Raw genomic sequence first — 26,057 nt, forward strand, 5'->3', positions numbered from 1 at the left:
TCACGCCGTGCGTCCACGATGACTATCACCGGCCCTGTAACCGCCGAGATAGGCCACCCGCACCCGGGAGTCCTTCACGAGCTCGTCAGGCGTGCCTTCAAATATCAGTTCCCCAGCAGCGAGCACCAGGACACGCGACGCGAAACGAAACACCAGGTCCATGTCATGTTCGACCATCAGGATGGCAATCCCGGCCGGCAAGCGCTCCAGCGCGTTCAGAATAAGCCCGGTCTCCGACTGAGGAATTCCAGCCGCTGGTTCGTCCAACAGCAGAACGCCGGGATTGAGCGCGAGAGCCAGCGCAAGCTCGGTCAACCGTTGTTGCCCATAGGCGATATGGTGGACCAAATTATCGGCGATTGCGGACAGTCCGAGCTGGTCGAGGAGTGAAGCAGTCTCATGCTCAACGGCCTGATACTGATCGGCCGGACGCCAACAGCGCGCGGTCAGCCTCTGTCGTTGAAGAACCGCCAGCCTCAGATTCTGGCGAACTGTCATGTTTTGAAACAGCCGGCTGATCTGGAACGATCGGACCAATCCCGCTCGTACACGCGCTGTCGCGGATGCGCGCGTGACGTCCTGCCCGTCCAGCCGGACCTCTCCGCCGTCGGCAGAGAGCAGGCCGGTCACAAGGTTGATGAGGGTGGATTTCCCCGCCCCGTTCGGGCCGATCAGGGCGACCCGCTCGCCTGACTGGAGGCCGAAGGAGACGTCGCGCGTCACGGCGAGTCCGCCAAATGCCTTGCGCAAGCCATTTATCCGGAGCCGCTCAGACATCGCGACGGGCTCCCCAGCGCGCGTGTTTGATCCATTGCACGAACTGCGCCCCGATGCTCTGGATGCCGCCGGGCAGTGTCAGGATGACCACCACCAGCAGGACCCCCATCGACGTCAACCAGTGGAATGGATTCAAAGCCGACAGTATGTGCTCGGCGATCTGAAACAGAACCGTGCCCAGCACACCGCCCATCAGCGTACCGGTGCCACCCAAGATCAGCATGACAAGCGCCTCCGCCGACCTTTCGAAGCTGACGCTGTCGAGTGCCACGACACCCGCCGTGATCGCGGCCAAGGCGCCGGCCAGCCCCGCGACCGCGCCGGAGATGGCGTACATCGCGATCAAGGTCGGCCGAACCTTCGCGCCCATCGCCTCGACGCGGACGGGATCGCTTTCGATCGCTTGGCACAGCAGGCCGAACGGGGACCGGACCAGGCGCCTTAACAGGACGAAGACGACGAGCAGGATTGCGACCGCAAGCCAATAGGCCGTCCGCCCGTAAATATCGAACTCGGCGCCGAAGACCGGACCGGGAGAAATCCCCGACAATCCGTCGCTCCCCCCCGTCAGCCATGACGCCTTGTTGGCAGCGGCAGCCGTGAGCTGGACGAGCGCGATCGAGACCACGATCTGGGTGAGAATGCGATGTCGCGCGATGATGACGCCGGACAGCGCGCCGGCCACCGCTCCGGCGATCATACCGCAGGCCAGCAGGACGAATGGCTGGGCAATGCCGCCGGACACGGCGAGAATTCCCGCCGCGTATCCGCCGATACCATACAGCGCCGCGTGTCCAAGCGTGGCGATGCCGCAGAAGCCGAGCACGAGGTCGAGCGACATCACGAAAATCGCCAGGCAGATGACGCGGGCCAAAAATGACAGATCATTCGGAAACATCCAGAATGCGGCGATCGCGGCAGCGGCAAGTACGGCAAGCTGCGTCATCGTCGAGCGATCGCGATGGACTTGAAATCTGCCCTGCTCCGCGGGCGCGCGCGAGACATCCTGAAGCATCATTGAGGTCGTCCGAGCAGGCCATTGGGAAACAGCGACACGATGCCGATGACAGTGAGATAGAAGATGAACTCGCCATAGTCCGGCACCAGGTATTTTGCAGTGGTATCCGCCAAGGCCAGCAGCAGCGAGGCGGCGACCGAACCTGCGATCGAGCCAGCGCCACCGACCGACACCACGACCAGAAACACCGCCATGTAGCGAAGCGCGTAAAACGGTTCGATCGGCATCAGCTCGGCACCGACGATGCCACCGAGCGCGGCGAGAGCGGCGGACAGGCTGAACGCAATCGCGTAGAGGCGGTTGGTTCGTATCCCGAGCGCGGACGCAATGGCGCGATTGTCGACCGCCGCGCGCAGCCTGATGCCGAACTCGGTCCGCTCGATCAGATACCACAAGCCGATCGCCACCGCGGTACCGCACGCGATGACGAATATCCTATGCGCGGGCAGCGTGCGGAAACCGATATCCACCGGCCCCGACAGCAGCGGAGGCAGCGGGATCGATTTGACCGTTGGACCGAAGGCAAAATTGGTCAGCCCGATAATGCAGAAGGTAATACCGATGGTCGTCAGGACCTGCGGCAGCGGCGGCAGCGTGTAGATCCGGTGGTACAGCAGGCGCTCGAGCGGCCATGTGAGCAGGACCACGCCGAGAATCGCCGCGACAACGGCCACGCCATAGGGCAGACCGGCGGTCCGAACGGCAAACGACGCCAGCACGCCGCCGATCATGGCGAAGCCGCCATGGGCGAGGTTCACGACCCTGGCAAGGCCGAGCATGATCGACAGGCCGATCGAGATGATGAACAGAACCATCCCGTAGGCGAGAGCATCAACCAGAATGCTGGTTAGCGTATTCATCCGCCACAACCGTTGCGCATTGGCTAATCCGTGAAGACCACGGTCTTGTGGCCGCTCAGAATGACTCGGTTTTCCACCACACAACGGACGGCGCGCGCAAGCACGCGACGCTCGATGTCGCGCCCCTTGCGGATCAGGTCGTCGGGCGTGTCTCTATGCGAGATGCGCTCTACGTCCTGCTCGATGATCGGGCCTTCGTCGAGATCAGAGGTGACAAAGTGTGACGTCGCGCCGATCAGCTTGACGCCCCGTTCGTGCGCCTGGTGGTAGGGTTTTGCTCCCTTAAAACCGGGCAGAAAGGAATGATGGATATTGATGCAGCGGCCGGCGAGCTTTGCCGTCAGCCCGTCCGAGAGGACCTGCATATACCTCGCCAGCACCACGAGCTCGGCGCCGGAGTTTTGAATTACTCGCCAGACTTCCGCCTCCTGCTCAAGCTTGGTTTCCTTCGTCACCGGCAGATGGTGAAACGGCACCCCCTCGAGGTCATGGTGGGCGTAGATTTCGCGGGGATGATTGGAGATGATGCCGACGATATCGACCGCCAATTCGCCGATCCGCCAGCGATACAGCAAGTCCGCCAAGCAATGGTCGGAGCGCGATACCATGATGAGAACCTTGCGCCGCTGCGCGCGATCGTGAAGCGACCAGGACATCCCGAATTGCTGCGCAGTCTCCGCGAACTGCTCCTGCAATCCGGCCGCGTCTGGTTGCGACTCGGCTTCGACCGGATTGAACACGATGCGCATGAAGAAGCGCCCGGTTTCCACGTCGTCGAACTGATTGGCGTCGAGGATATTGTAGCCGGAGCGAAACAAGAATGCCGACACCGCTGCAACAATGCCGGGCTTGTTCTGGCAGGAGAGGGTCAGGATGTAGCAAGGCGAAGACATCATGGATTCCTGCGCATCTTGGCAAGCGGCGGCGTGCAGGCGCACGCCGCCATCGGGGGTAAGCTGGACGTTCATTTCCTTGACAGCTCCAGGCCGTAATCGGGCTGGGCTTCGAAGGTTTCGGTTTCACGGTTGACGAGCCGCCCCGCCGCATCGCGCTCGACGACGCGGAGATAGACATTCTGGATGATGTCGCGCGTTTGCGGATCGATCCGCACCGGCCCGCGAGGGCTCGTCCAGGAAAGCCCCTTCGCGGCTGACAGAGCGCCGTCCGGATCGGGCTTGCCGGCAGTCGCCTTGATCATCGTGTACAGCACATGCGTACCGTCATAGGCCGACACGGTCGCGGGATTGGGCATCGCTCCCGGCGCCAGTTTCGCCACCGCCTCCACAAAGGCCTTGTTCTCGGGCGAAGGATGAACCGCCGAGTAGAAATACGTCGTCTCGAGGCCGAGCGCGGCATCGCCCTGCTCCTGGAGGTCGCTCTCCTGGGTTTCCGACGTCCCGAGGAACCGCACGCCGGATGCTCGCAAGCCGCTGTCGGCATACGACCTCACGAAGCTGTAAGTCGGCGGACCGTAGGGAAGGAAAACGAACAGCGCGTCGGGCTTGGCGATCTTGATCCGTTGCATGTAGGGACCGAAGTCCGTGGCGCTCAGTGGCATCCGGATCGATTCCACGATCGTGCCTCCTCCGGCCTCGAACGTCTTCTTGAATGCGGTCTCCGCATCAATCCCCGGGCTATAGTCGGCAACCGCGGTGATGACGTTGCGAATTCCCCGCTTCAGTGCATTGCGGGCGATCGGCACCGTCACCTGCGGCAAGGTGTTCGAGGTACGGACGAAATAGTCCGACTTGCTAACGACGATGGACGTCGAAGAGTTGAACAGGATGGTCGGAATTTTTGCCGACTGAGCCAGCGGCGCGATGGCGAGCGCCTCGGGCGTCGTCATGATGCCGGCGAGGTATTGCACCTTGTCCTTGACGACCAGCTCCTGCGCCAGCGCCTTCGCGCGCTGCGGATCGACCTGCGAATTGTCGCGGTAGATCCACTCGATACTGATCTCCGGCGCCGGCTGCCCGTGCTGCGCCACATAGGCTTGGATGCCCTGCCGGAACGGTGCGCCGAACGAGCCGGAGAAGTTACCGGAGAACGGGGCGATGACGCCGACCTTGACGACCTCGGCGGTCAGACCAGACGCACTCCAAAGGACAGCAGCTACGGCAATTCCAGTTCCGAATGCAGATTTGAACCTCATTAGATCCCCCAAGGAAATTCCTCCCATGATACGGCCCTTGCGCGCGTCGTATGTCATACGTATACAGTGTGGTGACATATGCCTGCATTTTCGTCAAGTTTGACCCGGTAATCGGCAATATCGTATACGTATCGTATCCAGAAAGGTAATCTCGTGGTTATGGATGACGCAAGTTCCCAGACGTTGAAGGCCCTGCTCGGCCTCCGTGGGCTTATTCTGGAAGGCGAGCTGAGACCTGGCACCCGCGTCTCCGAGACCCTGCTGGTTGAGCGCTTCGGGGTTTCCCGGACTCCGGCGCGAACTGCCTTGGTTCGCATGAACGAGGAAGGGCTGCTCGAGCAGCTTCCGAGCGGCGGATTCGCGGTCAAGGGCTTCACCGAACAGGACCTTGCCGACGCGATAGAAATCAGGGGCGTGCTTGAGGGAATGGCTGCGCGCTTCGCGGCCGAGCGTGGGGTGCCTGCCGAGTTGCTCGCGCGCATGGACCGTTGTGTGGCAGATCTGAACCATGCGGTAGCTGCCCTGTCGGAGCACTTCGACCTCAGTGAGTTCGTCCGCCTCAACGACCAGTTTCACGCGCTGCTCGTCGAAGCATCGGGCAGCGAGATGATCGCACACTCGCTTCAGCGCATCATGTCCCTGCCCTTCGCAGCCCCGAACGCATTCATTGAATCGCAGCGCGCCGACGTGCACGGCGTCGTGCAGATTCTCGTCGTCGCCCAGGACCAGCATCGCACTATCGTCGAGGCAATCCGGAACCGGCAGAGCGCGAGAGCGCAGGCGGTCACGGCCGAGCATTCTTTCTGCGCGACGCGTTACCTGCGGCTGGTGCTGGCTTCGGGCCAGGAACCTCACGGCATTCCTGCCCTCACGCTGATCAAGACCTCGCGCTTCAAATAGGACCGGCCGTGAGTGCACGTATTCTGGACGGACGGGTGATCGGAAAGGCGATTCGGAATCGGACCAGACTTGAGGTCGACGACCTTGTCCGGATTACCGGTGTAGTACCGGGACTTGCCGTAATCCTGATCGGCGACGACCCGGCCTCCCGCATCTACGTCGCCAACAAGATCAGGGCATGTACGGACGTCGGAATCCGCTCGAGCATGATCGAGTATCCGAAGGATGTGCCGGCCGACACGCTGATCGACGCTATCGAGCGGCTGAACGACGATCCAGCGACGCATGGCATCCTCGTGCAGCTCCCGCTGCCACCGCACCATGATGTTCGCGCCGTGCTGCACGCCATTTCCGTCGAGAAGGACGTCGACGGCTTTCATCTCTACAATGTCGGCGGGCTAGTCGTCGGTGACACAATCTTCTCGCCTTGCACGCCCTTTGGCGTGATGAACATCCTCGACCACGCCCGTATTCCCATCGAAGGCAGGAACGTCACGATCGTCGGAGCAAGCAATATCGTCGGCAAGCCGATGGCGCTGATGATGATGCGCCGAGACGCAACGGTCGCGGTCTGTCACGCCAAGACACGGGACCTCGCGCAGTACACGATCCTTGCCGACATCCTCGTGGTCGCGGCCGGCGTCCCCAACCTGATCCTGCCCCAGATGGTGCGAACCGGGGCTGTCGTCATCGACGTCGGAATCAACCGGCTGCCGGACGGACGCCTGGTCGGCGACGTCGATTTTGAGGGTGTGAGCCGGAAGGCCTCCTGTATCACGCCCGTGCCGGGCGGCGTCGGGCCCATGACGGTCACCATGCTGCTGGTCAACACCATGTCGGCAGCCCGCCGCTTCGTCGAACGGACCCGCGGACCGATCCTGACACCCGTTCATCCACAAGACATCACGCAGTTGGCGTAACCAGGGAGGTAGTTATGAAACCGAATGACATGCGTACGACACCAGCAGGTTACTTCACGAGCCGCTGGGGCCTTCCCGAATATACCGACTGGATCGACGAGAGCATGTCCTGGAAGGAGACGTGCTATATCGGCGACTGGTCTTTCCTTTGGGAACGCCGCTTCAAGGGGCCGGACGCGCTCAGGCTGCTGTCCGATACGTCGGTGAACAGCTTTGCGAAGTTCGACCTGAATCAATCCAAGCACGTCATTCACTGCAACGACGACGGCAAGGTGATCCACGAAGGCATCCTAACCCGGCTGGGCGAGGAGGAATTCATGCTGTTTGGTCGCGGCACTTTCTGGGTCGACTACAAACTCCGGCATGGCAACTACAACGCCACCTCGCAACCCGACGACTGGTTCAACTTCCAGGTTTCCGGACCGAATGCGGCCGCCGTCGTCGAGAAGGTGTCCGGCCAGAACGTTCGCGATATCGGCTTTATGCGCAACGGGGAAATTACCATCAGGGGACACAAGGTCCTCGCGCTCCGGCAAGGAATGGCCGGTGAACCCGGCTTTGAGCTGCAGGGTCCAACCGCTCATTCGAAAGAAATCTACGACGCGATCCTCGAAGCCGGGCGCGACTTTGGTATCCGGCAGCTCGGAGGCCGCGCGGTGTTTATCAACCACCTAGAGGCCTGTTTTCCGACCATCCTGGTCGACTACCTGCCGGCCATGTTCGGCGACGACGCCAAGGAATATCTCGCCGAGTTCAAGGCCGCCATGCCATCCTTTGCAGTCACGTTCAACATTGCAGGCAGCTTCCAGTCCGACGATATTCGCTCCTACTATCGCAGTCCCGTCGAACTGGGGTGGGGCAAGAACATCAAGTTCGACCATGAATTCATCGGTCGGGAGGCGCTCGAAAAGGAAGTGGCCAACCCTCGCCGCGTGATCCGAACTCTGGTTTGGAACGCCGACGATGTAATCGAGGTCTACGCCTCGCTGTTCCGCAAGGAACAGCCCTTCCACTTTATGGACATGCCCCGCGACCAGCGCGGCTTCGTCTATGCAGACAAGGTGTTGCGCGGCGGCCGCGAAGTCGGCATTTCGACGTCTCGCGGGTATAGCTATTACTTCCGCCAAATGCTGTCATTGAGCGTCATGGACGTCGCCGATAGCGACATCGGCACGGAGGTCGTGCTGGTATGGGGCAACCCCGGCGAACCACAAAAGGAAATTCGTGCCAGCGTGGCTCCGGCTCCCTACAAGAAGGACAACCGGCGGGTGGACATGGCAAAGCTCGCCTGAGAAACGCGCGCCATAGTATGGAAGCAGGATATGACAACGACACAGAAAGACGCCTCCGACCTGCATGACGAGAGCGATCGACGTGCAATTCGCGAGTTGATCGAGAACTGGGCGATCTGGCGCGACGCGGGCGACTGGGAGCGCTTTCGAACCGTGTGGCACGATGACGGGCGAATGAATGCCACCTGGAAACAGGGAACAGCCGCCGAGTTCATCGAGGCTTCTATCGAGGGATGGAATCGGGGCGTCAGCATCCTTCATTTTCTTGGAGGCATCTCGATTGATCTTTCGGGCGAACGCGCGATTGCACAGACGAAGATGACGATCTCGCAGAGAGCTGACGTTCATGACGTACTTTGTGATGTCGTCTGCACGGGACGATTTTACGACTTCCTGGAGAAGCGTCAGGGTCGTTGGGGTTTGGTGGTACGCCAGCCCATCTACGAGAAGGACCGGATTGATCCGGTTGACCCCCGCGCCTCGTTGACGCTCGATGGCAACCTGCTTTCGCAGTTTCCGGCCGGTTATCGCCATCTAGCCTATATGCAGTCTCAGATCGGATATCCCGTCAAGAAGGATATGCCGGGACTGAAGGGTCCGGAAGTTGAAGCACTTTACGCACTAGGCCAACGCTGGCTACGCGGAGAGTCCACATCATTGCAATGGGCAAATAGCTTTAATTGCCGGCTGCCCTCGTCTCAGCTGCCTTGACGGCTACGCAGCCAACAACTGCATTTGCAATCATTCAGATGCAGTTATAATGCGTGAACGCGAGACGTTGCGGAATTCGCGCGGACTGACGCCGGCATGATCGCGGAAGAAGCGTGTGAAATGCGCGGGCTCCAGAAAGCCGAAGCGCTCGCTCAGCTCCCCCAATGGGGTATCTTCTCGCATCACCGCGTCCAGCGCCCGTTCCATCCGCATGACATTGAGATAGAGCTTGGGCGAGACGCCAAGCGATGCCTCGAACAGGCGGAAGAATTGCGCACGCGACAGGCCGGCGCCTCTCACGAACTGACCGACATTGGCGTAGGAATTCCGGAGCCGCATAGCATCCATCGCGCGTCGGATCCGCCAGTCGCAGCTTACCGCGCTCATGCCCCGGATCGAGTTTGGAAAGCTGCGCCAGGGCGTGAATCGCTCGATCACCGCGATCATGAGATCCGACAGCGTCTGCTCATGGGCGTGCCGGTCGTCTGGATGCGCCATCATATCGGCCGCGAGGTGCAGGGTAAGCTGGCGAATGCGCGGAGAAATCTCGCCCGACGGTTGCTCGAAGAAGCCGGGCGCGCCGCTGGCGGCCCATCCCGGCCGGAACTCCTTCAGCCATTCGGGCTCGATATAGAGCGCCAAGATAAGGGTTCGCGGCCTGTTGACGCCATGCACGTAGGCGTGCGGCTTCCACCCGTCGACGAGCACGGCCGTCATGTCCGTAAGCGGATAGATCCGGTCGCCAACCAGGAACTGCGTGTCGGCGCCTTCGACCTTGAGCAGGACATGGCAGTGATGATGAGCATGACGGACCAACGAACGGTCCATGTCGAGCAGAGCGACCCTGCCGAAAGCACCATGAGCAATGCGCAGGGCCGTGGACATCAGGACTTCCCTTGAGCCATTGCGATGCGGAATGATCCGGTTCCCGAAGTGCAAGTATAACCAGGATCGGGCGCCGACGCCATTCGTGCGGTAAGATTCAAGCTGCAGTCATGCTGCGACAATTGGCTCACGACCGGACCTCTGCCAGAATTCGCGCGAAGGCGGCGTTCGGATCGGCTTGCAAAGCCACGGCCAGATCGACCTGGTCCTCGCCCTTCACACGTATCCGCTTGAAGGCAAGCTCGGGCGCATCGACGGGCGCGGTCGCGTCGAGGCCCATCTTGGCGCTGATACCATCGTTCGAGGTCGGATCCAGCTTGGAGCCGAGCGCGCCGGCAACGACCAGCAAATCCCGGTCTGCCTGGAAGCGCGTGGCGACCGCCCATTCGATCTCATCGGTACTGCTGATGTCGACGTCCTTGTCCACCACAATGACCTGCTTGATGTCGTAGTGAGCCCCGAACGCCGACATCATGACGTTCTTCGGCTCGCCATCGTTGGTCTTGTCAATCTTGATCGCGAGATGATAGCGGCACGTGCCACCACGCGTGAGGCGGACATCAAGCACATTGGGAAAGCTGCGCCGCAAATGCTGGAGCAGCGTCGCCTCGCGCGGAACGCCGCCGAGGATGAGGTGCTCGTAGCCACCGCCGACGATCGTGTGGAAGATGGGCTGCGCTCGATGCGTGATCGCGTCCACCTCGATCACCTCGCGATTGGCACGGGGACCATAATACTGGGGGAATTCGCCGAATGGTCCCTCCGGCTCGCGCACACCGGGCAGGATTCGTCCTTCGATCACGATTTCCGCGTGCGCGGGAACGCGCACCGAATTGGTCCGGCATTTCACGACGTCTACGGGCACGCCGAGTAGCGCACCGGCAATCGCCATTTCGTCCTCGTCCAGCGCGGCGATCGCCTGCGAGGCAAGCAGCAGGACCGGATGAGCGCCGATGACGATCGCGATTTCCAGCGCCTGACCCTTCTTTTCGGCGATGCGATAGTAGGAGAACGTGTGGCGCGGAAGCAGCAGGACGCCGATACGGTTCGAGCCGCTAATCTGGCAACGGTGGATCGAGACGTTCTGGACGCCGGTCTCGGGATTGCGGGCGATCAGCAATCCGGCCGTGATATAAGGCCCGCTGTCGCGCTCATTGTGCTTGGGAATTGGAAGCTGGCTGAGCAAATCGACGTTCTCATGGACAACGTCCTGCACCGGGCCGCTTGCTACCTCGCGGGTCGGCAGCGGCTCCCGCGCGGCAGCCAGAAATCGCGGCAGCAATTGATCCTCGCTGACCCCGATGGCGTCGGCGACCCAGTCACGACCGGCAAACAGATTGGCGACGATCGGAATCTCGTGTCCGCCGGGACGTGGAAACAGAACGGCACAGTCGCGCTCAAGACGCTTGGCGACCGCAGCCAGTTCGTCGGCCAAGCCGATGCCTTCGCGGGCAATCGCGAGCCTGCCACGTCCGGCAAGATGGGTGAGCCATGCCCGCAGATCGGAAGGCACGTTGGCCTCTTTCTTTGCCAGGTGTTCAGTTTGCATATGACTGGTCTTTCCTCAGGTCGGAGCAATCGTCAGGGAACGATCTTGCGCAACGCTTGCGGACGACGCTTTAGCGCTTTGTCCTCGCCCCAGCGGCGCACGATGCCGACATCGACGTCGAACAGGTCGAGCACGCGGCCGACAGTGTGGTCGACCATATCTTCCAGGTTCTCGGGCTTGGCATAGAACGCAGGCACCGGCGGCGCGATGATCGCGCCCATCTCGGACAATGCCGTCATCGTCCGCAGATGGCCGGTGTGCAGCGGGGTTTCGCGCACCATGAGCACCAGGCGTCGACGCTCCTTGAGCACGACGTCGGCGGCGCGGGTCAGAAGCGTGGTGGTCACGCCCGATGCAATTTCGGACATCGAACGCATCGAGCAAGGTGCCACGATCATGCCGGCGGTACGGAACGAGCCGCTCGATATCGAGGCAGCCATGTCGTCGATCGCATGGCTGACATTGGCAAGCTCCCTCACCTCCGCAATCTTCAGGTCCGTCTCATAGGCGAAAGTCAGTTCGGCGGTCTTCGACATCACCAGATGTGTCTCGACCCCGGCATTCCGCAACAATTGCAGCATGCGCACGCCATAAGTGACGCCCGATGCACCCGAAATGCCGATGATCAGCCGCTGGGGCGTGTCCTGCATGTTGTCGTTCCGCTCCCATGATTGGCGTTCGAGCGCCCATGATCGGGCCGCACATCCGCCGAACAAGACTAGGCAGCGGACATCATCAACACAAATAATGATTGATTATGGCATCGATCATCTGAAATGATGGCTTGATCCGCCAAGCATGAGGAGAACGCCTTGGAAATCAGGCAGATGCAATATTTCCTGTGCTTGGCCGAAGAAAAGAACGTCACCCGCGCGGCACGCCAGCTCAACATCGTGCAACCCGCGCTGAGCATGCAGATCGCCAAGCTCGAGGCTGAGCTTGGCCAGAAGCTGTTCGATCGCAGCGTCCAGGGCATGACGCTGACCAGCGCCGGCGAAGCGCTGCTGCGGCTGACGGCGCCGATTGTACGCGATGCCGAGCACGCGCGGCAGGAGATGGCGCAACTCGGCGGGCGTATCTCGGGCCGGGTGTCCGTCGGCCTCATTACTTCCGTCGCGCAAAGCATCATGGCAAGGTCGTCCGCGACGGTAGCCAGCCGCTACCCCGAGATCACCCTCTCCGCCTGTGAAGGCTACACCGAGACGCTGGTCGATTGGGTCAACACTGGCCAGCTCGATTTCGCGCTGATCAACGTACCTCGCCGGCGGACTCCGCTCGCCGCGCATCACGTGATGGACGAGGAAATGGTCTTGGCCTGCGGGAAAGAGGGGTCGATCAAGCTACCGGCAAAACTGCGTTTCGACCGCATCGCTGATTTCGATCTGGTGCTGCCCTCGAAACGCCATGGCCTGAGACTGATCCTGGACGAGCACGCCGCCGCGGTCGGCATCGACCTGAGACCGCGGCTGGAACTCGACACCCTGCCGGCTCTGTGCGATGTGATCGCGACCACCAATTTCGCAACGGTCTTGCCGACCATCGCGCTACGGCAGTCCCTTGCGGGCGGAACCATCCGAGCCCATCGCTTCGACGAGCAAAAAATCGTTCGCTCGATTGCCTGGGTTCATCATCCACGAAGGGCAGTGTCCGTCGCTGCGAAGGCAGTGCTGGACATCATCAGCCACGATCTGGCGGAAGCCGCTGCCTCGGTACGGACATTCGTGGAGTCGCCATCCGGCGGCTCGACGTCCTCCTCTGGTAAGCCTCGTCAGGGGCCTCGCAGACGAACTACTTCCTAAATTCAATTCGCCGCACCGCCGCTCGGACCAAGATGTCGCTCCGTACCTTAAAATGAGACGGCTTGGTAAGTGTTGAGACGAGCCGGCATGACGGTGATACCCCCGACTAACTACGTTTCTCCGCAAGCGCAGAAAATCGTGGCGGGACAAGTTTTCCAGGCGAACGTCGAGGCTGCAGCCGTACTGCCCGGTGCCGTCCCAAACCCCGGATATCTGGGCGAATTCCAGCAGACCGCCAAAACAAGAAGGCAGTCGGAAGATGGAGTCCGAGGATGGCGTGGTTTGGTTGCAGCAAGATTAAAAATGGCACAGCACGGCACACTGACGGGCTTAGGGCCGTCCGGAGAGCGCTCCTGTCTCTGTGCGTGGCCGCCATCCTTGCCACCGTGGCGCCACCGTCCGCTGAAGCGCAACCTGCCGATTACCCCAGTCGGCCGATCCAGGTGTACGTGCCCTTTGCCGGAGGCAGCGCCAGCGACGTGATCACGCGTATCCTGCTCAACCGGATGGCCACCTCGTTCGGGCAGTCTTTCGTGGTAGACAACCGCCCCGGCGCCGGCGGCAATATTGGCACCGCGGCAGCCGCGCATGCCGCACCGGACGGCTACACGCTGTTGATGAGCACCTCAGGGCCCCTGGCCGCAAACAAGTCGTTATTCAGGGATCTTGGCTACGATCCACTGAGGGATCTCGCGCCGATCTGCCTGTTCGCCGTCCTGCCCAACGTCGTGGTCATCAATTCGAAACTTCCGCCGAAATCGCTTCGCGAATTGATGGACTACGCCAAGGCGCATCCCAAGGAGCTGAACTACGGCACGGTCGGCGTCGGCTCGTCACAGCATCTGGCCGGCGCCCATTTCGAGCAGCTCACCGGCACCGAACTCACCCACGTTCCCTACCGCAACATTTCCAACTATACGCCGGACTTCATCTCCGGCCAGGTGCCGCTCGGATTCCAGCTTCTGCCCAACGTGATCGGCCTGATCAGGAACGGCGATGCGCGGGCGCTCGCGGTCGCCAGCAGCAAACGCATGACTGCGCTACCCGCCATCCCGACGGCTGCCGAGGCAGGCCTTCCGGACTACGAGAGCTCTGCCTGGCTTGCCCTGCTCGCGCCGGCCAACACAAACAAGGCCGTGATCGACAAGCTGTATGCCGCTGTGGTGGAGGCCATGAATGATCCCAAGGTGCGCACGCTCCTCGTCGAGCAAGGCGCCGAACCGCTTGTCCTCGGCCCGGAAGAACTCAGAAACTTCATGGCGTCGGAAAGTGCCAAATGGGCCGCGATCATCAGAAAGATCGGAATTGAACCAATGTGAACGCGGCAGTTGAAACGGCCTGGGGCGCCATCGCTACTCCTGCACGTTGCCACCCTCGATGAGCTCGCCGAACATCTTCCACCGCTCGCCCTCGAACCGCATCGCCTCCAGGAAAAGACCCTGCCGTGGCGTGGCCTTTCCATAGCGCAGGCGTCGCGATCTCGTCGAATGACCGCTTTGCGCGCCAGAAGCGGTCGTAGATTGACCCGCAAAACAGGTCGATCCACGCGCCGTAAAGCGTGCTCGATCCATCCCACGGACTTCATCGGAACCGGTGTACTGCGGTTCCGGCCGGCCGAAGGCGGAAAGGACGATAACCTCGCAGTTGCGCGGAGCGACGTCCGGCTGTGTGGCCCGACCGAGGGGACGGCCGGGGGAGGCCGCCAATGACTCTTGGCTTAAGGCTCTCGTTCCCACTCCAAGATAAGTACTCCATATTTTTGGCAATCTTAGCTCTCGCCGCGCCGCGATATGCTCCAAGCAATAGGTTGTCTTCGACTGTCAACCGCGGAAACAGCCTACGTCCCTCTGGAACAATGCTGATGCCTCTCTCGACGACTTGCTCCATTGATAGCTTTGCAATGTCAAGCACTTCGCCACCATCTCGTCCTTGCCGAGATGTCGATCCTCCTGCAGCTTCTGACGTGTCGAGGCCGGCACGTGGTCCTTGTAGAACTTCCGCACTTCGTCGCGGAACGCAACTTCTTCTTTGCTGAAGCTGAGATCCATCGGATCCTCCTGTGAACGAATGAAAGTCGTTCCCTACGTCGTCTCCGATAACCCTGACGTTGATGGATCGCAAAAGCATCAACCATAGTGCAAAAAACGTAGGTCCTCGACCCGAGGGTCCCCGCCCTCGCGGGGACGACGATGTGTTATCTTTTATTGAACAATCTCAAACAGGCCGGCAGAACCCATGCCACCGCCGACGCACATGGTCACCACAGCATATTTGGCCTTGCGGCGGCGGCCCTCGATCAACGCATGACCAGTGAGCCGCGCGCCTGACATACCGTAGGGATGGCCGACAGAAATCGCGCCGCCATTGACGTTGAGTTTTTCCGGATCGATCCCGAGCTTGTCGCGGCAGTACAGCACCTGCACCGCGAAGGCTTCGTTCAATTCCCACAGATCGATGTCGTCGATCTTGAGGCCGTGCCGCTTGAGCAGGCGCGGTACCGCGAATACCGGTCCGATGCCCATTTCGTCCGGCTCGCAGCCGGCGGAAACGAAGCCGCGGAAGATACCAAGCGGCTTGAGGCCCTTCTGCGCCGCCAACTTGTCTGTCATGATGACGGTGGCGCTGGCACCGTCGGAAAGCTGGCTGGCATTGCCGGCGGTGATGGTAAAACCCTCGCCGCGCACGGCCTTGAGGCCCGCAAGACCTTCGGCCGTGGTCTCTGGACGCGGCCCCTCGTCCTTCGACAGTGTGACTTCCTTGAAGGCAACCTGTCCGGTCGCCTTGTCGGCAACGCCCATCTTGGTGGTGATCGGCGCCAGTTCGTCGTTGAACTTTCCGCCCTGCTGCGCGGAGGCGGTGCGGCGCTGGCTTTCGAGAGAGTATTCGTCCTGACGCTCGCGCGAGATACCGTAACGCTTGGCCACGGTTTCGGCGGTGTCGAGCATCGGCATGTAGACGTCTTTCTTGATCGCGACCAGTTCCGGGTCAACCGCGTGAAACTGGTTGGCGTGCTCGTTCTGGACCAGGCTGATCGATTCACCGCCGCCGCCGACCGCGATCTCGACCCCATCGAACAGCACCGAACGTGCCGCAAGCGCGATCGCCTGCAGGCCGGAGGCGCACTGGCGATCGATGGTGGTGCCGGCCGTCGTGACCGGAAGGCCCGCGCGGAGCAGCGCCTTGCGGGCGATGTTTGTGCCGGTGGTTCCCTGCTGCAGGGCGCAGCCCATCACCACGTCTTCGATTTCTTTCGGATCGAGCTTGGCGCGCGCGACGGCCTGGCCGATCGCGTGGCCGAGCAGCGTAGCCCCCTCGGTTGCGTTGAGTGCGCCGCGATAGGCCTTGCCGATCGGCGTGCGGGCGGTAGAAACGATAACTGCGTCGGTCATGAACGACCTCCTGTTTTGTAATGGCTTTATTTCAGCGCCCTCGGTAACGGTGCAACGCATCGCCGATGTGTCACAACATATCCGGAAATGATGTGTGATGCGCGGGCCGGCGCATCAAGCCGCCTTCGATGCCTGCGCCAGCGACGCAAAGGTCTTGCCCTCGACCGCCAACCGTTTCAGCAGCGGCGCGGGTTCTAGGCTGGAATCGTTGGTCTCCTTGGCATAGAACGACAGCCGGTCTGCGATATGCTTGAGGCCGACCTGGTCGGCATAGAACATCGGGCCACCGCGATAGACCGGCCAACCATAGCCATAGAGCCAGATCACATCGATGTCGCTCGGGCGCGCCGCGACATGCTCCTCGAGAATCCGCGCGCCTTCGTTGATCATCGGATACATCATGCGTTCGAGAATTTCGTCGTCGCCGACCGTACGGCGTTTGCGGCCGAGGCGTTGCAGTGTCTCATCGATCAGCTTCTCGACTTCCGGATCTGGCAGCGGCGCGCGCGAACCCGCCTCGTATTTGTAATAGCCATTGCCGGTCTTCTGGCCGAACCGGCCGGCTTCACACAGCGCGTCGTCGATTTCCGACTTGATGCCGCGATCCTTGCGCGAGCGCCAGCCGATATCGAGGCCGGCGAGATCGCCCATCGCAAACGGGCCCATCGGCATGCCGAACTTTGTCACGACCGCATCGACCTGCTGCGGCAAGGCGCCCTCGAACAATAATTGCTCGGCCTGCTTGCCGCGTTGGGCCAGCATTCGATTGCCGACGAAGCCGTCGCAGACACCGACTACCGCCGGTACCTTGGCAATCCGCCGGGCAACCGCGACCGCCGTCATCAGCGCGTCCGGCGCGGTCTTGTTCGCCCGCACGATCTCGCACAGTTTCATCACATTCGCCGGGCTGAAGAAGTGCATGCCCAGCACGTCCTGGGGACGCTTTGTGACTTTGGCGATTTCGTCGATGTTGAGATAGGAGGTGTTGGACGCAAGCACGGCGCCCGGCTTGGCGTATTTGTCGAGCGCGGTGAAGACTTCTTTCTTGATCGCCATGGTCTCGAACACGGCTTCGATAATCAGATCAGCGTCCTTGACGTTTTCAAGCCCCACGACGCCCTTGATCAGGCCCATCCGCTTGGCCGGCGCATCGGCCGCAATACCGCCGCGCGCAGCGGTCGCCTCGTAATTCTTTTGCATCACTCCCATGCCGCGCTTGAGCTGCTCGTCGCTGGTTTCGATCAGCGTCACCGGAATCCCGGCATTGGCGAATGACATCGCGATGCCGCCGCCCATGGTACCAGCACCGATGATGGCAACGCTCTCGACCGGACGTCCCTTGGTTTCCTCGGGAACGCCGGCGACCTTGGCGGCCTCACGCTCGGCGAAGAAGGTGTAACGCTGCGCCTTCGACTGGTCGCCGGCCATCAATTTGAGGAAACCCTCGCGTTCTTTCTTCAAGCCTTCCTCGAACGGAAAATCGATCGCGGCGCCGATCGCATCGGCAGCGGCAAACGGTGCTTCCAATCCGCGCGCCTTCTTGGTCAGCGCCGAGACGGCGTTGGTGAAGATCGAGCGGTCGGCCTTCGCGGCTGCAAGCTTGCTGTCGTCGTCGCGCAGCTTGCGCAGCGGCCGTTTCTCCGCCAGCACCTTGCGGGCAAACGCCTCGGCCCCCGACGCCGGGCCTTCGACGATTTCTTCGATCAGGCCATTCTTGAGCGCGTCCGCTGCGCTGATCGGATCGCCGCCGACGATCATCTTGACCGCCAGTTCGGGACCGACCGCGCGCGGCAGGCGCTGCGTACCGCCCGCGCCGGGCAGCAGGCCAAGCTTAACCTCGGGCAAACCGAGCCTTGCTTCCTTGGTCGCCACGCGGAAATGACAAGCGAGCGCAACTTCGAGCCCGCCGCCGAGCGCGGTGCCATGAATAGCGGCAATGACGGGCTTTGGACTGTTCTCCAGTTCGATCAGCACCTCGTGGAGGCCTGGAGGCTTCGGCGGCTTGCCGAATTCGGTAATGTCAGCGCCGGCGATAAAGGTGCGGCCACCACACGTCAGGACGATGGCTTTTACTTCCGGGTCGGCCAGGGCACTCTTTACGCAGTCAAAAATGCCGCCTCGAACGGCGGCACTCAGTGCGTTGACGGGAGGGCTATTGACCGTGACGATGGCAATGATGTCATGACGATCAAGCTTGACGACTTCACTCACAATACCCTCCGCAGCTTTCTCGGCTCGTATTTCGCACTGGGGAATTTAACACCACTTCGGCGCCCGCGGCGCCCGCACCTCCAACGCGACGCCGCCGATGCGCGCGGCGATGACCGCCTTCCAAACACGAGGATTGGGCAAGTAGGAAAAGATCCGCACCTCGGCCATAGTGCTGTCTCCGTGGTGCGCCGCTAAGCCGGTAGCGCAGTTATTCGTGCAATGGGCCGTGGAGCTGGACATGCTTGAGCCCTTATTCGTCATGTCGAGGGGACCAGCATGCGCGGAACGCTGCTCGACGAAGAGGGCCGAAGCGGCCAAGGGGGGATGCAGGAGCGGCCACGCTGATGGCGCCGTTTGGCATGGCGGAGTGCGCTTCGATCACCTAATTTACGAGGTCTTTCAGCAGATCGACAGTACTGCCGGCGATCAGAAGATCGTCGTCTACAAAGAGAAACCTCGCTGGGCCCACGGCTTGAGTAACGACCATCACAACATGACAATCTCAAGATTGATGACTATGGGTCCGAGGCGCCATCAAAGATGGCAGAGAGCGATCTATCCATAAAATCGGCGGCATTCAATTTTTGCTTTATCAGCACGTGGCGATAATGGAGATCGATGGTCTTCTGTTCATCAAAAACGACGCTGTCTTCGATGCCATCGACACGCGTGCCTCGGCTATCTTGAGCGCCGATCCGATGGATTGCGATCGATCGCATCGAAAACGCGCTCGACCGCCGTGCGATCGACGACATCTAGGTATTCGGCGGCTGCGTTGCCTCCTAAAAGCGGAAGTGCCTTTTCCAGCGCGTTGGTATGAACGTCCGCAATCGTTACGCGCGCACCGTTTTCAGCCAACGCCCTTGCGATGCCGAGCCCGATGCCAGAGGCGCCGCCGGTTCACCACTATCGATCGTCCGGTCACATAGAATAACTCATGGACCTTCATCCTCTATCTGCGTGGTCATTTCCCAATGGCCACCAACTGTCTTTTCGTTGCTGCCGCGCGACAGCGGCCTAACTCAACAACTCTGCGAAACTGCGGATTGGCCGTTCACCTTTCCAGCCCACCGATGCTCGCCGCATCGCATCAGACAGTTTCCGCGTCGATTCATTGTCGTCGATCAGCTCGATGAATCCTGGTCCGCCCTCTCCACGGTCGATAAAGAAGACGTCTCCACCGCCAGGCGCTGGCGCCTGAAAGACGATCGACTGGCCTTCCGCTTCATAAGCTTCGGCCAGTTGCTTCACGTCGGGCCGGAACTTGCCCACGTGATGGAAGCCATGTCCGCGCCGTTCTCGCGCCTCTTTATATACGGAGGGCTTGTCATCGAGCGCTTGGATAAGCTCAATCATCAATGTGCCCGAGAGGGCCACTGCGATGGTGAACTCGGCATCGCCCGGCCGGCCGCGGTATGTCGAGCGATCGCGCCCGATCCGGTCAAGGACAAACCATGGCCCAATACCGATCGCATCGGTCCACCAATCCATAGCGGCGGCAAGATCAGGAACGGAGAAAGCAATCTGGATGAGCTCTTCACCGCTCACGATGACCGATTCTCCCACTCCCCCAATCGAATCGTTCGTCTTCACATCGGCTCTCCTTGCGCTTTTGGAACGCCTTGCTCATGTCGCAGACGCAGCTTCCAACGGCTTCGTCCGTCCGACGACGCGCGGCGCGGTCTCGTCGAGGAGAAAGGCCAACCCACCCGCTATGGTGCAGGCTCCAGCCGCCATCCAGAAAGGCGTCGAAGGGCCAAGTATGTCCGCCGCGATGCCGGCGAGACCAGGTCCCCCGAACCCTCCAACTATCTCACCCACCCCCATAATGAAACCAAGTGCTGTCGCTACATGGGCCGGCGGGATCGTCTCCGAAGGTACGGTCGCCATGAACAGCACCGTGCTGCCAATCGCGAAAAAGCCGACGCCCAACAACAAGCACATTACCGGCAGGGAGCCGTCGAAAAGCACCGCTGTAACCGGTGCAATCACACCCACAAACGAGAAGAGCGCTAGAACGGGGCGCCTGCCGAAATAATCGGATAACGCGGGCACCAACAGCGCGGAAATCGCAGACGAAACGCCGGTCGTGGCCATCACGACGCTCATCTCGCCCGGCGTCAAGCCACGGGCTTGTACGAGATAGATTGGCAGGAAAGTCATGTGGATTAACACCCACCCAACCATCAGGCCGCTGATGATCGCGCAAATCCAAATGTTGCGATAACTCAGCATCTTTTTCAGTCCGATGGACTTTCCAGAAGCGCTTTCCTGCCGCACAGGCGCTACGGATTTCGGCTCTCTGATCAAAAGTATGATGAGAACAGCGACGATGAATCCGGGAACTCCGGCAAGAAAGAACGCATTCCGCCACCCGTAAGCAGTGGCGATAGCGACAAGGGCAAGCGGAGCAACAAAGCCATTCAGGATCGAAGTCACAAAATTCTGGATCACTCCCATGTTGAATCCCCGCCGATGTTCGGAGGATTCGGCCACCATAATTGACTGTGCGATCGGAAGAACGGGTCCTTCAGCGATCCCCATGATCATGCGCGCGCCCAGGAGCACCAGGAAAGAATTTGCCAAGCCGGAAATCACTGAGCAGGCAGAAAACACGATGATCGCGGCGACCAGCAGGACTTTTCTGTTACCGAGATAGTCAGACAGCGCGCCGACGACATAGCCGGAGACCGCCCATGTCAATCCCAGGGCCGCCGCCAATGCGCCAAGTTGGGTGTTGGTGAGATGCAGTTCGGGAACGATGAACGGGGCGAGAAAGTTGAGCGCTAGCCGATCAAAGAAGACAAAACCGAATGCCAGCGCCAATAGCACCATCACGGTATTCTCGTAGCTGAAGATGCGCGACTTAACCATTGTGTTTCCCCCTGTGCATTATCGTGCTGATGTCGCGAGCGCCTCGGCAAACCACGCCGTCGTCAGTGCGTTGCGTTCGGCGGAGTGGTTGTAGATGGTGTGCTCCCCGTCCAGCCACGTCTCGACACGCGACAGTGGGTGGCTATTGCCGACAAGAAAGCCACGTTGCGCGCCGGGCGGCACCAGCGGGTCCGCACCGCCCTCAAGCACGAGGGTGGGGCAAACCAGCGGCGCGTGTTGGCTGTCGAACGCAAGCGCGGACAGAATCGCGGTGAGCGCCGCCGGATCCGATTCGCCGAACATCGCGGAAAATTGTTCCTGGGCCGTGCGGAATGGCGGCAACTGCGTCAGCATCGGCCCGCCATTGATACAGCACGCCTCTATGCGACGATCACGCGTAGCGGTGAGCGCGGCGAGCAAGCCGCCATAGCTGTTTCCCCAGAGCCCGATGCGCCGGCCAGGCGTGCGTTCCTGAATCCAATCGACGAAACGGCTGAAACCGGACGTCAGGTCGGTATCAGCTCGAATCCCGCCTTCCAGCCGGCTGTCGCCTTGCCCGGGACCGTCCACCAGCAAACAGTCGAGGCCGCGCCGGCAGGCCGCCTCCGCCATCGAACGATAGGCGGTCGACCACCCACTCATGCCACCGAATACGATCACGCTTCCCGCGACCGCGGCAGCGTTCGTATGGAAGTGCCAACCGAACAGCCTACCGCGCCGGTACGGCATTTCGATGCGCGACACAGGAAACTCCGAGAACGCAGCAAAGCGGGTGAAGCATCGAGTCATTTTCCGGTAGAGGTTGCGCTTCCGCTCGCCGTCTGCGTTGAACGCCATCTGCGCGAAGATCAGGCTCGCGGCCGCCGCGTGCCAGAGTTCACGTGCGGCCGCAGATTCTTGTTCGTCATGCGCCTTCGCTTCCTGCTGTTGCGCCAACTCCTCCAGGACGATGTCCCAGGCCCTGCCCTCACGGACAATTCGGTGGGTCAGCTCCGCCGCCTCGCGGCTCATGCCGTAGTCCACCATGCGTGTGATCGGCATAGCGCGGCACAGTGCATCAATCTGCTTGAGCTGATCTTCGCTGAGATTCATGTGCAAAGCCTCGCGCATCAAACGGCCAATGCCGACTTGCGCCAGCCGAGCTTCTGCCGCAGTTCGTCCACGAGACGCGGCAGATCGGCCATACCGGGGGCGAAACCGAACAGGTTGATGTCCGGACGTGTGAGCAGTGCGGCGACGTGCTTCTCGGCGAGGTAATTAGAATAGACTCCTCCTGTGTCGACGATGCGCTCGACACCCGGGCCGGCGTTGTCGGCGAGCGTGAATAGCCGGCAACCGAGGTCCCTCAGGAATCCGATGCGTGTTGGATCGAGCACCGCGGCTGGATTGTTCTCGGCGATCAGCGCGAAGCGGTAGCCGACGTGGCCGTCGAGCCGGCCCGTCCGGCCGCCGATGCTGACTTGCCCCTGTGGTGGCACCGAGCCGACTACTTTGCCGGCCTCGCCGCTGCGGTCATTCTGGATTACGCCTGCCGCGAAAGCGGGGAATGGCGGAAGCGACGGCACCAGGTTGAAGCGGAAGGCGAGGTCGCGAATGAAGGCGACAGCGCGGCTGTGGGTGTTCGCCACCTTGCCGAGCATTGTCGCGGCACGCATGATGTTGTCGACGTGCGGGCGGCGTTCCAGCTCGTAACTGTCGAGGATGTCCGCAGATGCAGCGCCGCGCAGAACAAGGTCGAACTTCCAGGCGATGTTGGCGGCATCGCGAATTCCAGAGCAGGCGCCCTGCCCCATATATGGAGGCATGGTATGGGCGGCATCGCCGCCGAGGAAGGCCCGCCCCCTGCCCCAGTTCTGCGCCATCCGGCATTCAAACGTGTAGACGAGTTGCCGTATGATTTCGATGTCGTCGGGCCCGACCCCATGATAGTGCCTCAGTATCTTCCAAGCACTCTCCGGCCTCTCCATTTCCGCTGTGTCTTCATGCTTCAGAAGCGCGAACTCAAATCGCTGCCGGTTCTTGCCGATCGGCAGGAACATATGTCCCCTGGCCGGATCGCAGTATTGTTTGGTCTCCTCGAAACTCGACGCCATGGAGCGCTTTCGCTCGCCGTCGATGTTGAGCCAGCGCTCGTTGAAACCGTTGTCATCACGCTCGATGCCGAGCGCCGAGCGGACGAAACTGCGGGCGCCGTCAGCGCCGAACACGTAGCTTGACCGCAGTGTTTCGACACGGCCGTCCCTCTTCATTGCGAGCTCGATCGTGCCGGCAGTGCTTTTCAAGCCTGTGAGCTCTGTACCTTGGTGGATGACAACATTTGTCAGCGTGCGCACCCGGCGATCGATCGCTGCTTCGATGTCAGGCTGGTGGATCGAGATATGCGCCGGGAAACCCATCGGCAGGCTCGGAACTTTGCCCACGTCTACGAGCGGCCTGCCCTTCGCGTTGTAAAAAATGTACGACTCGATCGGTGAGGAATCTCGCAGAGCCTCGTCAATATCGCAGGCAAAGCTGAGCAGCCGCGCCGTCTCGCCGTCGATATGGGTTAGTCGCGGCAGGCCGTAGAGCGTTGGCCAACGCTCGATGACCACCACGCGGTGCCCGAGCTGCCCCAGCAGCGAGGCCGCGGTGAGACCCGTCGGGCCGTAGCCGATGATTGCCACATCGAAATCAGTCGGTGCCACGAAATGTCCTCCCCTGATTTTTTTGGAGCTTGTGACAATCCTTGACATTGGCAAAATCGATTGTTTTTATGGATCCTATCCATACCATGGATGCAAGACATGCGTTTCAAAGGGCTCGATCTAAATCTCCTTGTCGCGCTCGATGCGCTGATGACCGAGCGCAGCCTCACCGCGGCGTCACGCAGCATCAATCTGAGCCAACCCGCAATGAGCGCTGCCGTCGCACGGCTGCGCACCTATTTTCACGATGACCTATTTACGATGAGGGGTCGCGAGCTCGTTCCAACACCTCTCGCCGAATCCCTTGCCGCTCCAACTCGCGAGGCCCTGCTGCACATCCAGCTCTCCATCGCGTCCCGGGAAACGTTCAACCCTGCCAAATCGGATCGCCGCTTCAGGATCATCCTGTCGGATTTCATGGCACTGGTGTTTTTCAGAAAGGTTGTCGAGCGTGTCGCGCGGGAAGCTCCCGGCATCACGTTCGAGCTGCTGCAGTTCGACGATCAGCCGGACGAGCCGCTTAGGCGCGGCGAAGTTGACTTTCTGATCTTTCTGGAAATGTTCATGTCCAGCGCACATCCCAAAGCAAGCCTTTTCGACGAAACGCTCGTGTGCGTGGGCTGCAGAACGAACCCGAAGCTTTCACGGAAGCTCACTTTCGAGCGATACATGTCGATGGGGCACGTTGCGGCTCAGTTCGGGCGCACACGGAAGCCGTCGATCGAGGAATGGCTCTTGCTCGAGCATGGTCACAAGAGGCGGATCGAGGTTGCCGTGCCCAGCTTCAGTATGATCCCGTCGTTTCTGTTGGGCACGGAGCGAATTGCGACGATGCACTCAAGGCTCGCAGCACAACTTGCAGCGACGACGCCGCTGCGGATCATCGACCTTCCGCTGCCACTTCCCGCCTTTACTGAGGCGGTTCAATGGCCTGCCCTTCACAACAATGATCAGGCAAGCATTTGGATCCGGGACATCATGCTGCAGGAAGCAGCCCACATGAGGTCTCCGCCGAAGGCAGCGCGAGGTCGCCACCGTCGCGAGACCATGCCGCGGCCGATAAGTGGCTCGTCAACCAAAACTAAGCCCTAACCACCGTGAAACGACGGCGGGACAATGCGCCGGCCAATGCGCTCAAACCCCATTCTGTCGCCTCGTTGCCTGAACCGTGACTGCGGAAGTATCGGTGTCACAGTTCTGACGACGCGCACGATCAAGCGTTGATGTCGTGGCCACGGGGTAGGGTCCAACCACGCAGACTCGATCAGCTCATGACAGCTCGTTGCTTTCGACGTGAACGGCCCCGGCCTTGACAGTCGTAAGAGCAGCGTAACCCAACGATCAGTTAGAAGGACGCTTCGCCAGAACGAGACAGATGCCTAACGCGATCATCGCTGCCCCCGACCCCTCTCGTAGGCGGCGGATTAGCGTAGGACGGGCTGCTGCGCCTTCCCGGATGCCGCTCGCCGCAAAAGCGACCACGATATCGGCGAGGGTGTTAAGCGCAACCGACACGAAGCCAAGCACCACGAATTGCAGCGCCACGTGACCTGCGGCCGGGTCCACGAACTGCGGAATGAAGGCAAGGAAGAATGCCGCCGTCTTCGGGTTCAGCGCCTCGACCAGCACTCCTTCACGAAACGCCCGCCTCGGCCCGATAGACGGTGCTGCGGATCCTCCATTCAAACTTGTCGACGCGTCCCGCCGGGCGGACAGGAGGGTGCGAAGGCCGAGCCAAACTAGATAGGTAGCCCCGATCAGCTTCAGTGCGGTGAACAGTTCCGCGCTTGCGAGTACGATGGCGGAAACACCCAGGCTGCCCGCAAGGACATGAACCAAGCCGCCCAATCCGGTGCCAAAGCTGGAGGCCACACCTTCCGCACGCCCCCAGCCAGGGTCCGCGCTGCAACATAGAATATGCCCGGACCAGGTGTGATGGCGAGCAATAAAGCTGCAGCGAAATAAAGCGCGAGTTGAGCAAGGTCTGGCATGACTAACCACGTATATTATCACGGGCCCTGCGCCAAGACGGATAT

25 protein-coding genes and 1 pseudogene are annotated in these 26,057 nt (G+C 61.0%); 7 read left to right on the forward strand and 19 right to left on the reverse strand.

Translation table 11 applies throughout. From position 1 onward, the window contains the following. The 5 genes from JQ611_RS28005 to JQ611_RS28025 form a co-directional block, all read right to left on the reverse strand. Complete coding sequence (locus JQ611_RS28005) at positions 1 to 777, reverse strand: ABC transporter ATP-binding protein (protein ID WP_212467226.1); 777 nt, start codon at positions 775 to 777, stop codon at positions 1 to 3. Continuing rightward, positions 770 to 1,795: a branched-chain amino acid ABC transporter permease gene (locus JQ611_RS28010; RefSeq protein WP_249133503.1), complete on the reverse strand. Its 1,026-nt coding sequence runs from the start codon at positions 1,793 to 1,795 to the stop codon at positions 770 to 772. The genes JQ611_RS28005 and JQ611_RS28010 overlap by 8 nt, the downstream gene beginning before the upstream one ends. Next, positions 1,792 to 2,655 carry a branched-chain amino acid ABC transporter permease gene (locus tag JQ611_RS28015; RefSeq protein ID WP_212467227.1) on the reverse strand — a complete coding sequence of 288 codons (864 nt, stop codon included), beginning with the start codon at positions 2,653 to 2,655 and terminating at the stop codon, positions 1,792 to 1,794. Before JQ611_RS28015 ends, JQ611_RS28010 begins: the two co-directional genes overlap by 4 nt. 23 nt (positions 2,656 to 2,678) lie before the next feature. Continuing rightward, positions 2,679 to 3,548, reverse strand: a complete 870-nt coding sequence (gene purU, locus JQ611_RS28020) for a formyltetrahydrofolate deformylase (RefSeq protein ID WP_212467281.1) — start codon at positions 3,546 to 3,548, stop codon at positions 2,679 to 2,681. Positions 3,549 to 3,619: 71 nt separating this feature from the next. Next, a complete protein-coding gene (locus JQ611_RS28025) occupies positions 3,620 to 4,807 on the reverse strand; it encodes an ABC transporter substrate-binding protein (RefSeq protein WP_212467228.1) in 1,188 nt (395 codons plus the stop codon). Between the two features lie 159 nt (positions 4,808 to 4,966). Here JQ611_RS28025 and JQ611_RS28030 point away from each other — a divergent pair, with 159 nt between their 5' ends. The 4 genes from JQ611_RS28030 to JQ611_RS28045 are packed head-to-tail and all read left to right on the forward strand — an operon-like array spanning position 4,967 to position 8,630. Further along, complete coding sequence (locus tag JQ611_RS28030; protein WP_212467229.1) at positions 4,967 to 5,707, forward strand: GntR family transcriptional regulator; 741 nt, start codon at positions 4,967 to 4,969, stop codon at positions 5,705 to 5,707. An 8-nt stretch (positions 5,708 to 5,715) separates the two neighbouring features. Then, positions 5,716 to 6,627, forward strand: coding sequence for a bifunctional methylenetetrahydrofolate dehydrogenase/methenyltetrahydrofolate cyclohydrolase FolD (gene folD, locus JQ611_RS28035; protein WP_212467230.1), 912 nt, complete (start codon positions 5,716 to 5,718; stop codon positions 6,625 to 6,627). Positions 6,628 to 6,641: 14 nt separating this feature from the next. Continuing rightward, the gene (locus JQ611_RS28040; protein WP_249133504.1) at positions 6,642 to 7,919 is read left to right on the forward strand and encodes an aminomethyl transferase family protein; all 1,278 of its coding nucleotides are present in this window, start codon (positions 6,642 to 6,644) and stop codon (positions 7,917 to 7,919) included. A 30-nt stretch (positions 7,920 to 7,949) separates the two neighbouring features. Continuing rightward, positions 7,950 to 8,630, forward strand: a complete 681-nt coding sequence (locus JQ611_RS28045) for a nuclear transport factor 2 family protein (protein ID WP_212467231.1) — start codon at positions 7,950 to 7,952, stop codon at positions 8,628 to 8,630. A gap of 30 nt (positions 8,631 to 8,660) precedes the next feature. Here the strand turns inward: JQ611_RS28045 and JQ611_RS28050 are convergent, their stop codons facing one another. From JQ611_RS28050 to JQ611_RS28060, 3 genes are all read right to left on the reverse strand, one after another. Continuing rightward, entirely contained in the window at positions 8,661 to 9,515 is an 855-nt protein-coding gene (locus JQ611_RS28050) for a helix-turn-helix transcriptional regulator (RefSeq protein ID WP_212467232.1), read from the reverse strand. 127 nt (positions 9,516 to 9,642) lie between these two features. Further along, entirely contained in the window at positions 9,643 to 11,064 is a 1,422-nt protein-coding gene (locus tag JQ611_RS28055) for a UbiD family decarboxylase (RefSeq protein ID WP_212467233.1), read from the reverse strand. Positions 11,065 to 11,096: 32 nt separating this feature from the next. After that, entirely contained in the window at positions 11,097 to 11,714 is a 618-nt protein-coding gene (locus JQ611_RS28060) for a UbiX family flavin prenyltransferase (RefSeq protein WP_212467234.1), read from the reverse strand. Between the two features lie 177 nt (positions 11,715 to 11,891). Here JQ611_RS28060 and JQ611_RS28065 point away from each other — a divergent pair, with 177 nt between their 5' ends. Both JQ611_RS28065 and JQ611_RS28070 read left to right on the forward strand, forming a co-directional pair. Continuing rightward, entirely contained in the window at positions 11,892 to 12,863 is a 972-nt protein-coding gene (locus JQ611_RS28065; protein WP_212467283.1) for a LysR family transcriptional regulator, read from the forward strand. 272 nt (positions 12,864 to 13,135) lie between these two features. After that, positions 13,136 to 14,182 (forward strand): tripartite tricarboxylate transporter substrate binding protein, encoded by a 1,047-nt coding sequence (locus JQ611_RS28070; RefSeq protein WP_212467235.1) that lies wholly within the window; start codon positions 13,136 to 13,138, stop codon positions 14,180 to 14,182. Positions 14,183 to 14,683: 501 nt separating this feature from the next. On the opposite strand, the gene JQ611_RS43115 is transcribed toward JQ611_RS28070, so the two are convergent. The 10 genes from JQ611_RS43115 to JQ611_RS28120 form a co-directional block, all read right to left on the reverse strand. Continuing rightward, positions 14,684 to 14,911, reverse strand: a complete 228-nt coding sequence (locus tag JQ611_RS43115) for a hypothetical protein (RefSeq protein ID WP_249133505.1) — start codon at positions 14,909 to 14,911, stop codon at positions 14,684 to 14,686. Between the two features lie 153 nt (positions 14,912 to 15,064). Beyond that, positions 15,065 to 16,252, reverse strand: a complete 1,188-nt coding sequence (locus JQ611_RS28080) for an acetyl-CoA C-acyltransferase (protein ID WP_212467236.1) — start codon at positions 16,250 to 16,252, stop codon at positions 15,065 to 15,067. A 114-nt stretch (positions 16,253 to 16,366) separates the two neighbouring features. After that, entirely contained in the window at positions 16,367 to 18,463 is a 2,097-nt protein-coding gene (locus JQ611_RS28085) for a 3-hydroxyacyl-CoA dehydrogenase NAD-binding domain-containing protein (RefSeq protein WP_212467237.1), read from the reverse strand. Positions 18,464 to 18,508: 45 nt separating this feature from the next. Then, on the reverse strand, positions 18,509 to 18,631 hold the full coding sequence (locus JQ611_RS42575; protein ID WP_283816784.1) for a hypothetical protein: 123 nt from the start codon (positions 18,629 to 18,631) through the stop codon (positions 18,509 to 18,511). Positions 18,632 to 18,978: 347 nt separating this feature from the next. Continuing rightward, on the reverse strand, positions 18,979 to 19,218 hold the full coding sequence (locus tag JQ611_RS28095; protein WP_212467291.1) for a hypothetical protein: 240 nt from the start codon (positions 19,216 to 19,218) through the stop codon (positions 18,979 to 18,981). Continuing rightward, positions 19,142 to 19,321: a hypothetical protein gene (locus JQ611_RS43120; RefSeq protein ID WP_212467238.1), complete on the reverse strand. Its 180-nt coding sequence runs from the start codon at positions 19,319 to 19,321 to the stop codon at positions 19,142 to 19,144. Before JQ611_RS43120 ends, JQ611_RS28095 begins: the two co-directional genes overlap by 77 nt. Positions 19,322 to 19,480: 159 nt before the next feature. Further along, on the reverse strand, positions 19,481 to 20,056 hold the full coding sequence (locus tag JQ611_RS28105; RefSeq protein ID WP_212467239.1) for a VOC family protein: 576 nt from the start codon (positions 20,054 to 20,056) through the stop codon (positions 19,481 to 19,483). Between the two features lie 33 nt (positions 20,057 to 20,089). Further along, a complete protein-coding gene (locus JQ611_RS28110) occupies positions 20,090 to 21,337 on the reverse strand; it encodes an MFS transporter (RefSeq protein WP_212467240.1) in 1,248 nt (415 codons plus the stop codon). A gap of 18 nt (positions 21,338 to 21,355) precedes the next feature. Beyond that, positions 21,356 to 22,429, reverse strand: a complete 1,074-nt coding sequence (locus JQ611_RS28115; RefSeq protein ID WP_212467241.1) for an alpha/beta hydrolase — start codon at positions 22,427 to 22,429, stop codon at positions 21,356 to 21,358. A 17-nt stretch (positions 22,430 to 22,446) separates the two neighbouring features. Then, the gene (locus tag JQ611_RS28120) at positions 22,447 to 24,000 is read right to left on the reverse strand and encodes a bifunctional 3-(3-hydroxy-phenyl)propionate/3-hydroxycinnamic acid hydroxylase (protein WP_212467242.1); all 1,554 of its coding nucleotides are present in this window, start codon (positions 23,998 to 24,000) and stop codon (positions 22,447 to 22,449) included. 120 nt (positions 24,001 to 24,120) lie between these two features. Here JQ611_RS28120 and JQ611_RS28125 point away from each other — a divergent pair, with 120 nt between their 5' ends. Beyond that, the gene (locus tag JQ611_RS28125; protein ID WP_212467243.1) at positions 24,121 to 25,113 is read left to right on the forward strand and encodes a LysR family transcriptional regulator; all 993 of its coding nucleotides are present in this window, start codon (positions 24,121 to 24,123) and stop codon (positions 25,111 to 25,113) included. Positions 25,114 to 25,362: 249 nt separating this feature from the next. Here JQ611_RS28125 and JQ611_RS28130 read toward each other — a convergent pair. Continuing rightward, positions 25,363 to 26,012: pseudogene (locus JQ611_RS28130) on the reverse strand (LysE family translocator). Between the last annotated feature and the right edge of the window lie 45 nt (positions 26,013 to 26,057).

Source organism: Bradyrhizobium sp. AUGA SZCCT0182, from assembly GCF_018130185.1.
Classification (GTDB): domain Bacteria; phylum Pseudomonadota; class Alphaproteobacteria; order Rhizobiales; family Xanthobacteraceae; genus Bradyrhizobium.

Coding starts and splice junctions, on each gene's coding strand:
- JQ611_RS28050 (WP_212467232.1), bottom strand. CDS start 9,515: ATGTCCACGGCCCTGCGCATTGCTCATGGTGCTTTCGGCAGGGTCGCT.
- JQ611_RS28045 (WP_212467231.1), top strand. CDS start 7,950: ATGACAACGACACAGAAAGACGCCTCCGACCTGCATGACGAGAGCGAT.
- JQ611_RS28040 (WP_249133504.1), top strand. CDS start 6,642: ATGAAACCGAATGACATGCGTACGACACCAGCAGGTTACTTCACGAGC.
- JQ611_RS28060 (WP_212467234.1), bottom strand. CDS start 11,714: ATGCAGGACACGCCCCAGCGGCTGATCATCGGCATTTCGGGTGCATCG.
- JQ611_RS28010 (WP_249133503.1), bottom strand. CDS start 1,795: ATGATGCTTCAGGATGTCTCGCGCGCGCCCGCGGAGCAGGGCAGATTT.
- JQ611_RS28055 (WP_212467233.1), bottom strand. CDS start 11,064: ATGCAAACTGAACACCTGGCAAAGAAAGAGGCCAACGTGCCTTCCGAT.
- JQ611_RS28065 (WP_212467283.1), top strand. CDS start 11,892: ATGCAATATTTCCTGTGCTTGGCCGAAGAAAAGAACGTCACCCGCGCG.
- JQ611_RS42575 (WP_283816784.1), bottom strand. CDS start 18,631: ATGGCCGAGGTGCGGATCTTTTCCTACTTGCCCAATCCTCGTGTTTGG.
- JQ611_RS28080 (WP_212467236.1), bottom strand. CDS start 16,252: ATGACCGACGCAGTTATCGTTTCTACCGCCCGCACGCCGATCGGCAAG.
- JQ611_RS28070 (WP_212467235.1), top strand. CDS start 13,136: ATGGCGTGGTTTGGTTGCAGCAAGATTAAAAATGGCACAGCACGGCAC.
- JQ611_RS28095 (WP_212467291.1), bottom strand. CDS start 19,218: ATGTCGTCGATCGCACGGCGGTCGAGCGCGTTTTCGATGCGATCGATC.
- JQ611_RS28030 (WP_212467229.1), top strand. CDS start 4,967: ATGGATGACGCAAGTTCCCAGACGTTGAAGGCCCTGCTCGGCCTCCGT.
- JQ611_RS28115 (WP_212467241.1), bottom strand. CDS start 22,429: ATGAATCTCAGCGAAGATCAGCTCAAGCAGATTGATGCACTGTGCCGC.
- JQ611_RS28025 (WP_212467228.1), bottom strand. CDS start 4,807: ATGAGGTTCAAATCTGCATTCGGAACTGGAATTGCCGTAGCTGCTGTC.
- JQ611_RS28005 (WP_212467226.1), bottom strand. CDS start 777: ATGTCTGAGCGGCTCCGGATAAATGGCTTGCGCAAGGCATTTGGCGGA.
- JQ611_RS43115 (WP_249133505.1), bottom strand. CDS start 14,911: ATGGATCTCAGCTTCAGCAAAGAAGAAGTTGCGTTCCGCGACGAAGTG.
- JQ611_RS28015 (WP_212467227.1), bottom strand. CDS start 2,655: ATGAATACGCTAACCAGCATTCTGGTTGATGCTCTCGCCTACGGGATG.
- JQ611_RS28125 (WP_212467243.1), top strand. CDS start 24,121: ATGCGTTTCAAAGGGCTCGATCTAAATCTCCTTGTCGCGCTCGATGCG.
- purU (WP_212467281.1), bottom strand. CDS start 3,548: ATGTCTTCGCCTTGCTACATCCTGACCCTCTCCTGCCAGAACAAGCCC.
- JQ611_RS28110 (WP_212467240.1), bottom strand. CDS start 21,337: ATGGTTAAGTCGCGCATCTTCAGCTACGAGAATACCGTGATGGTGCTA.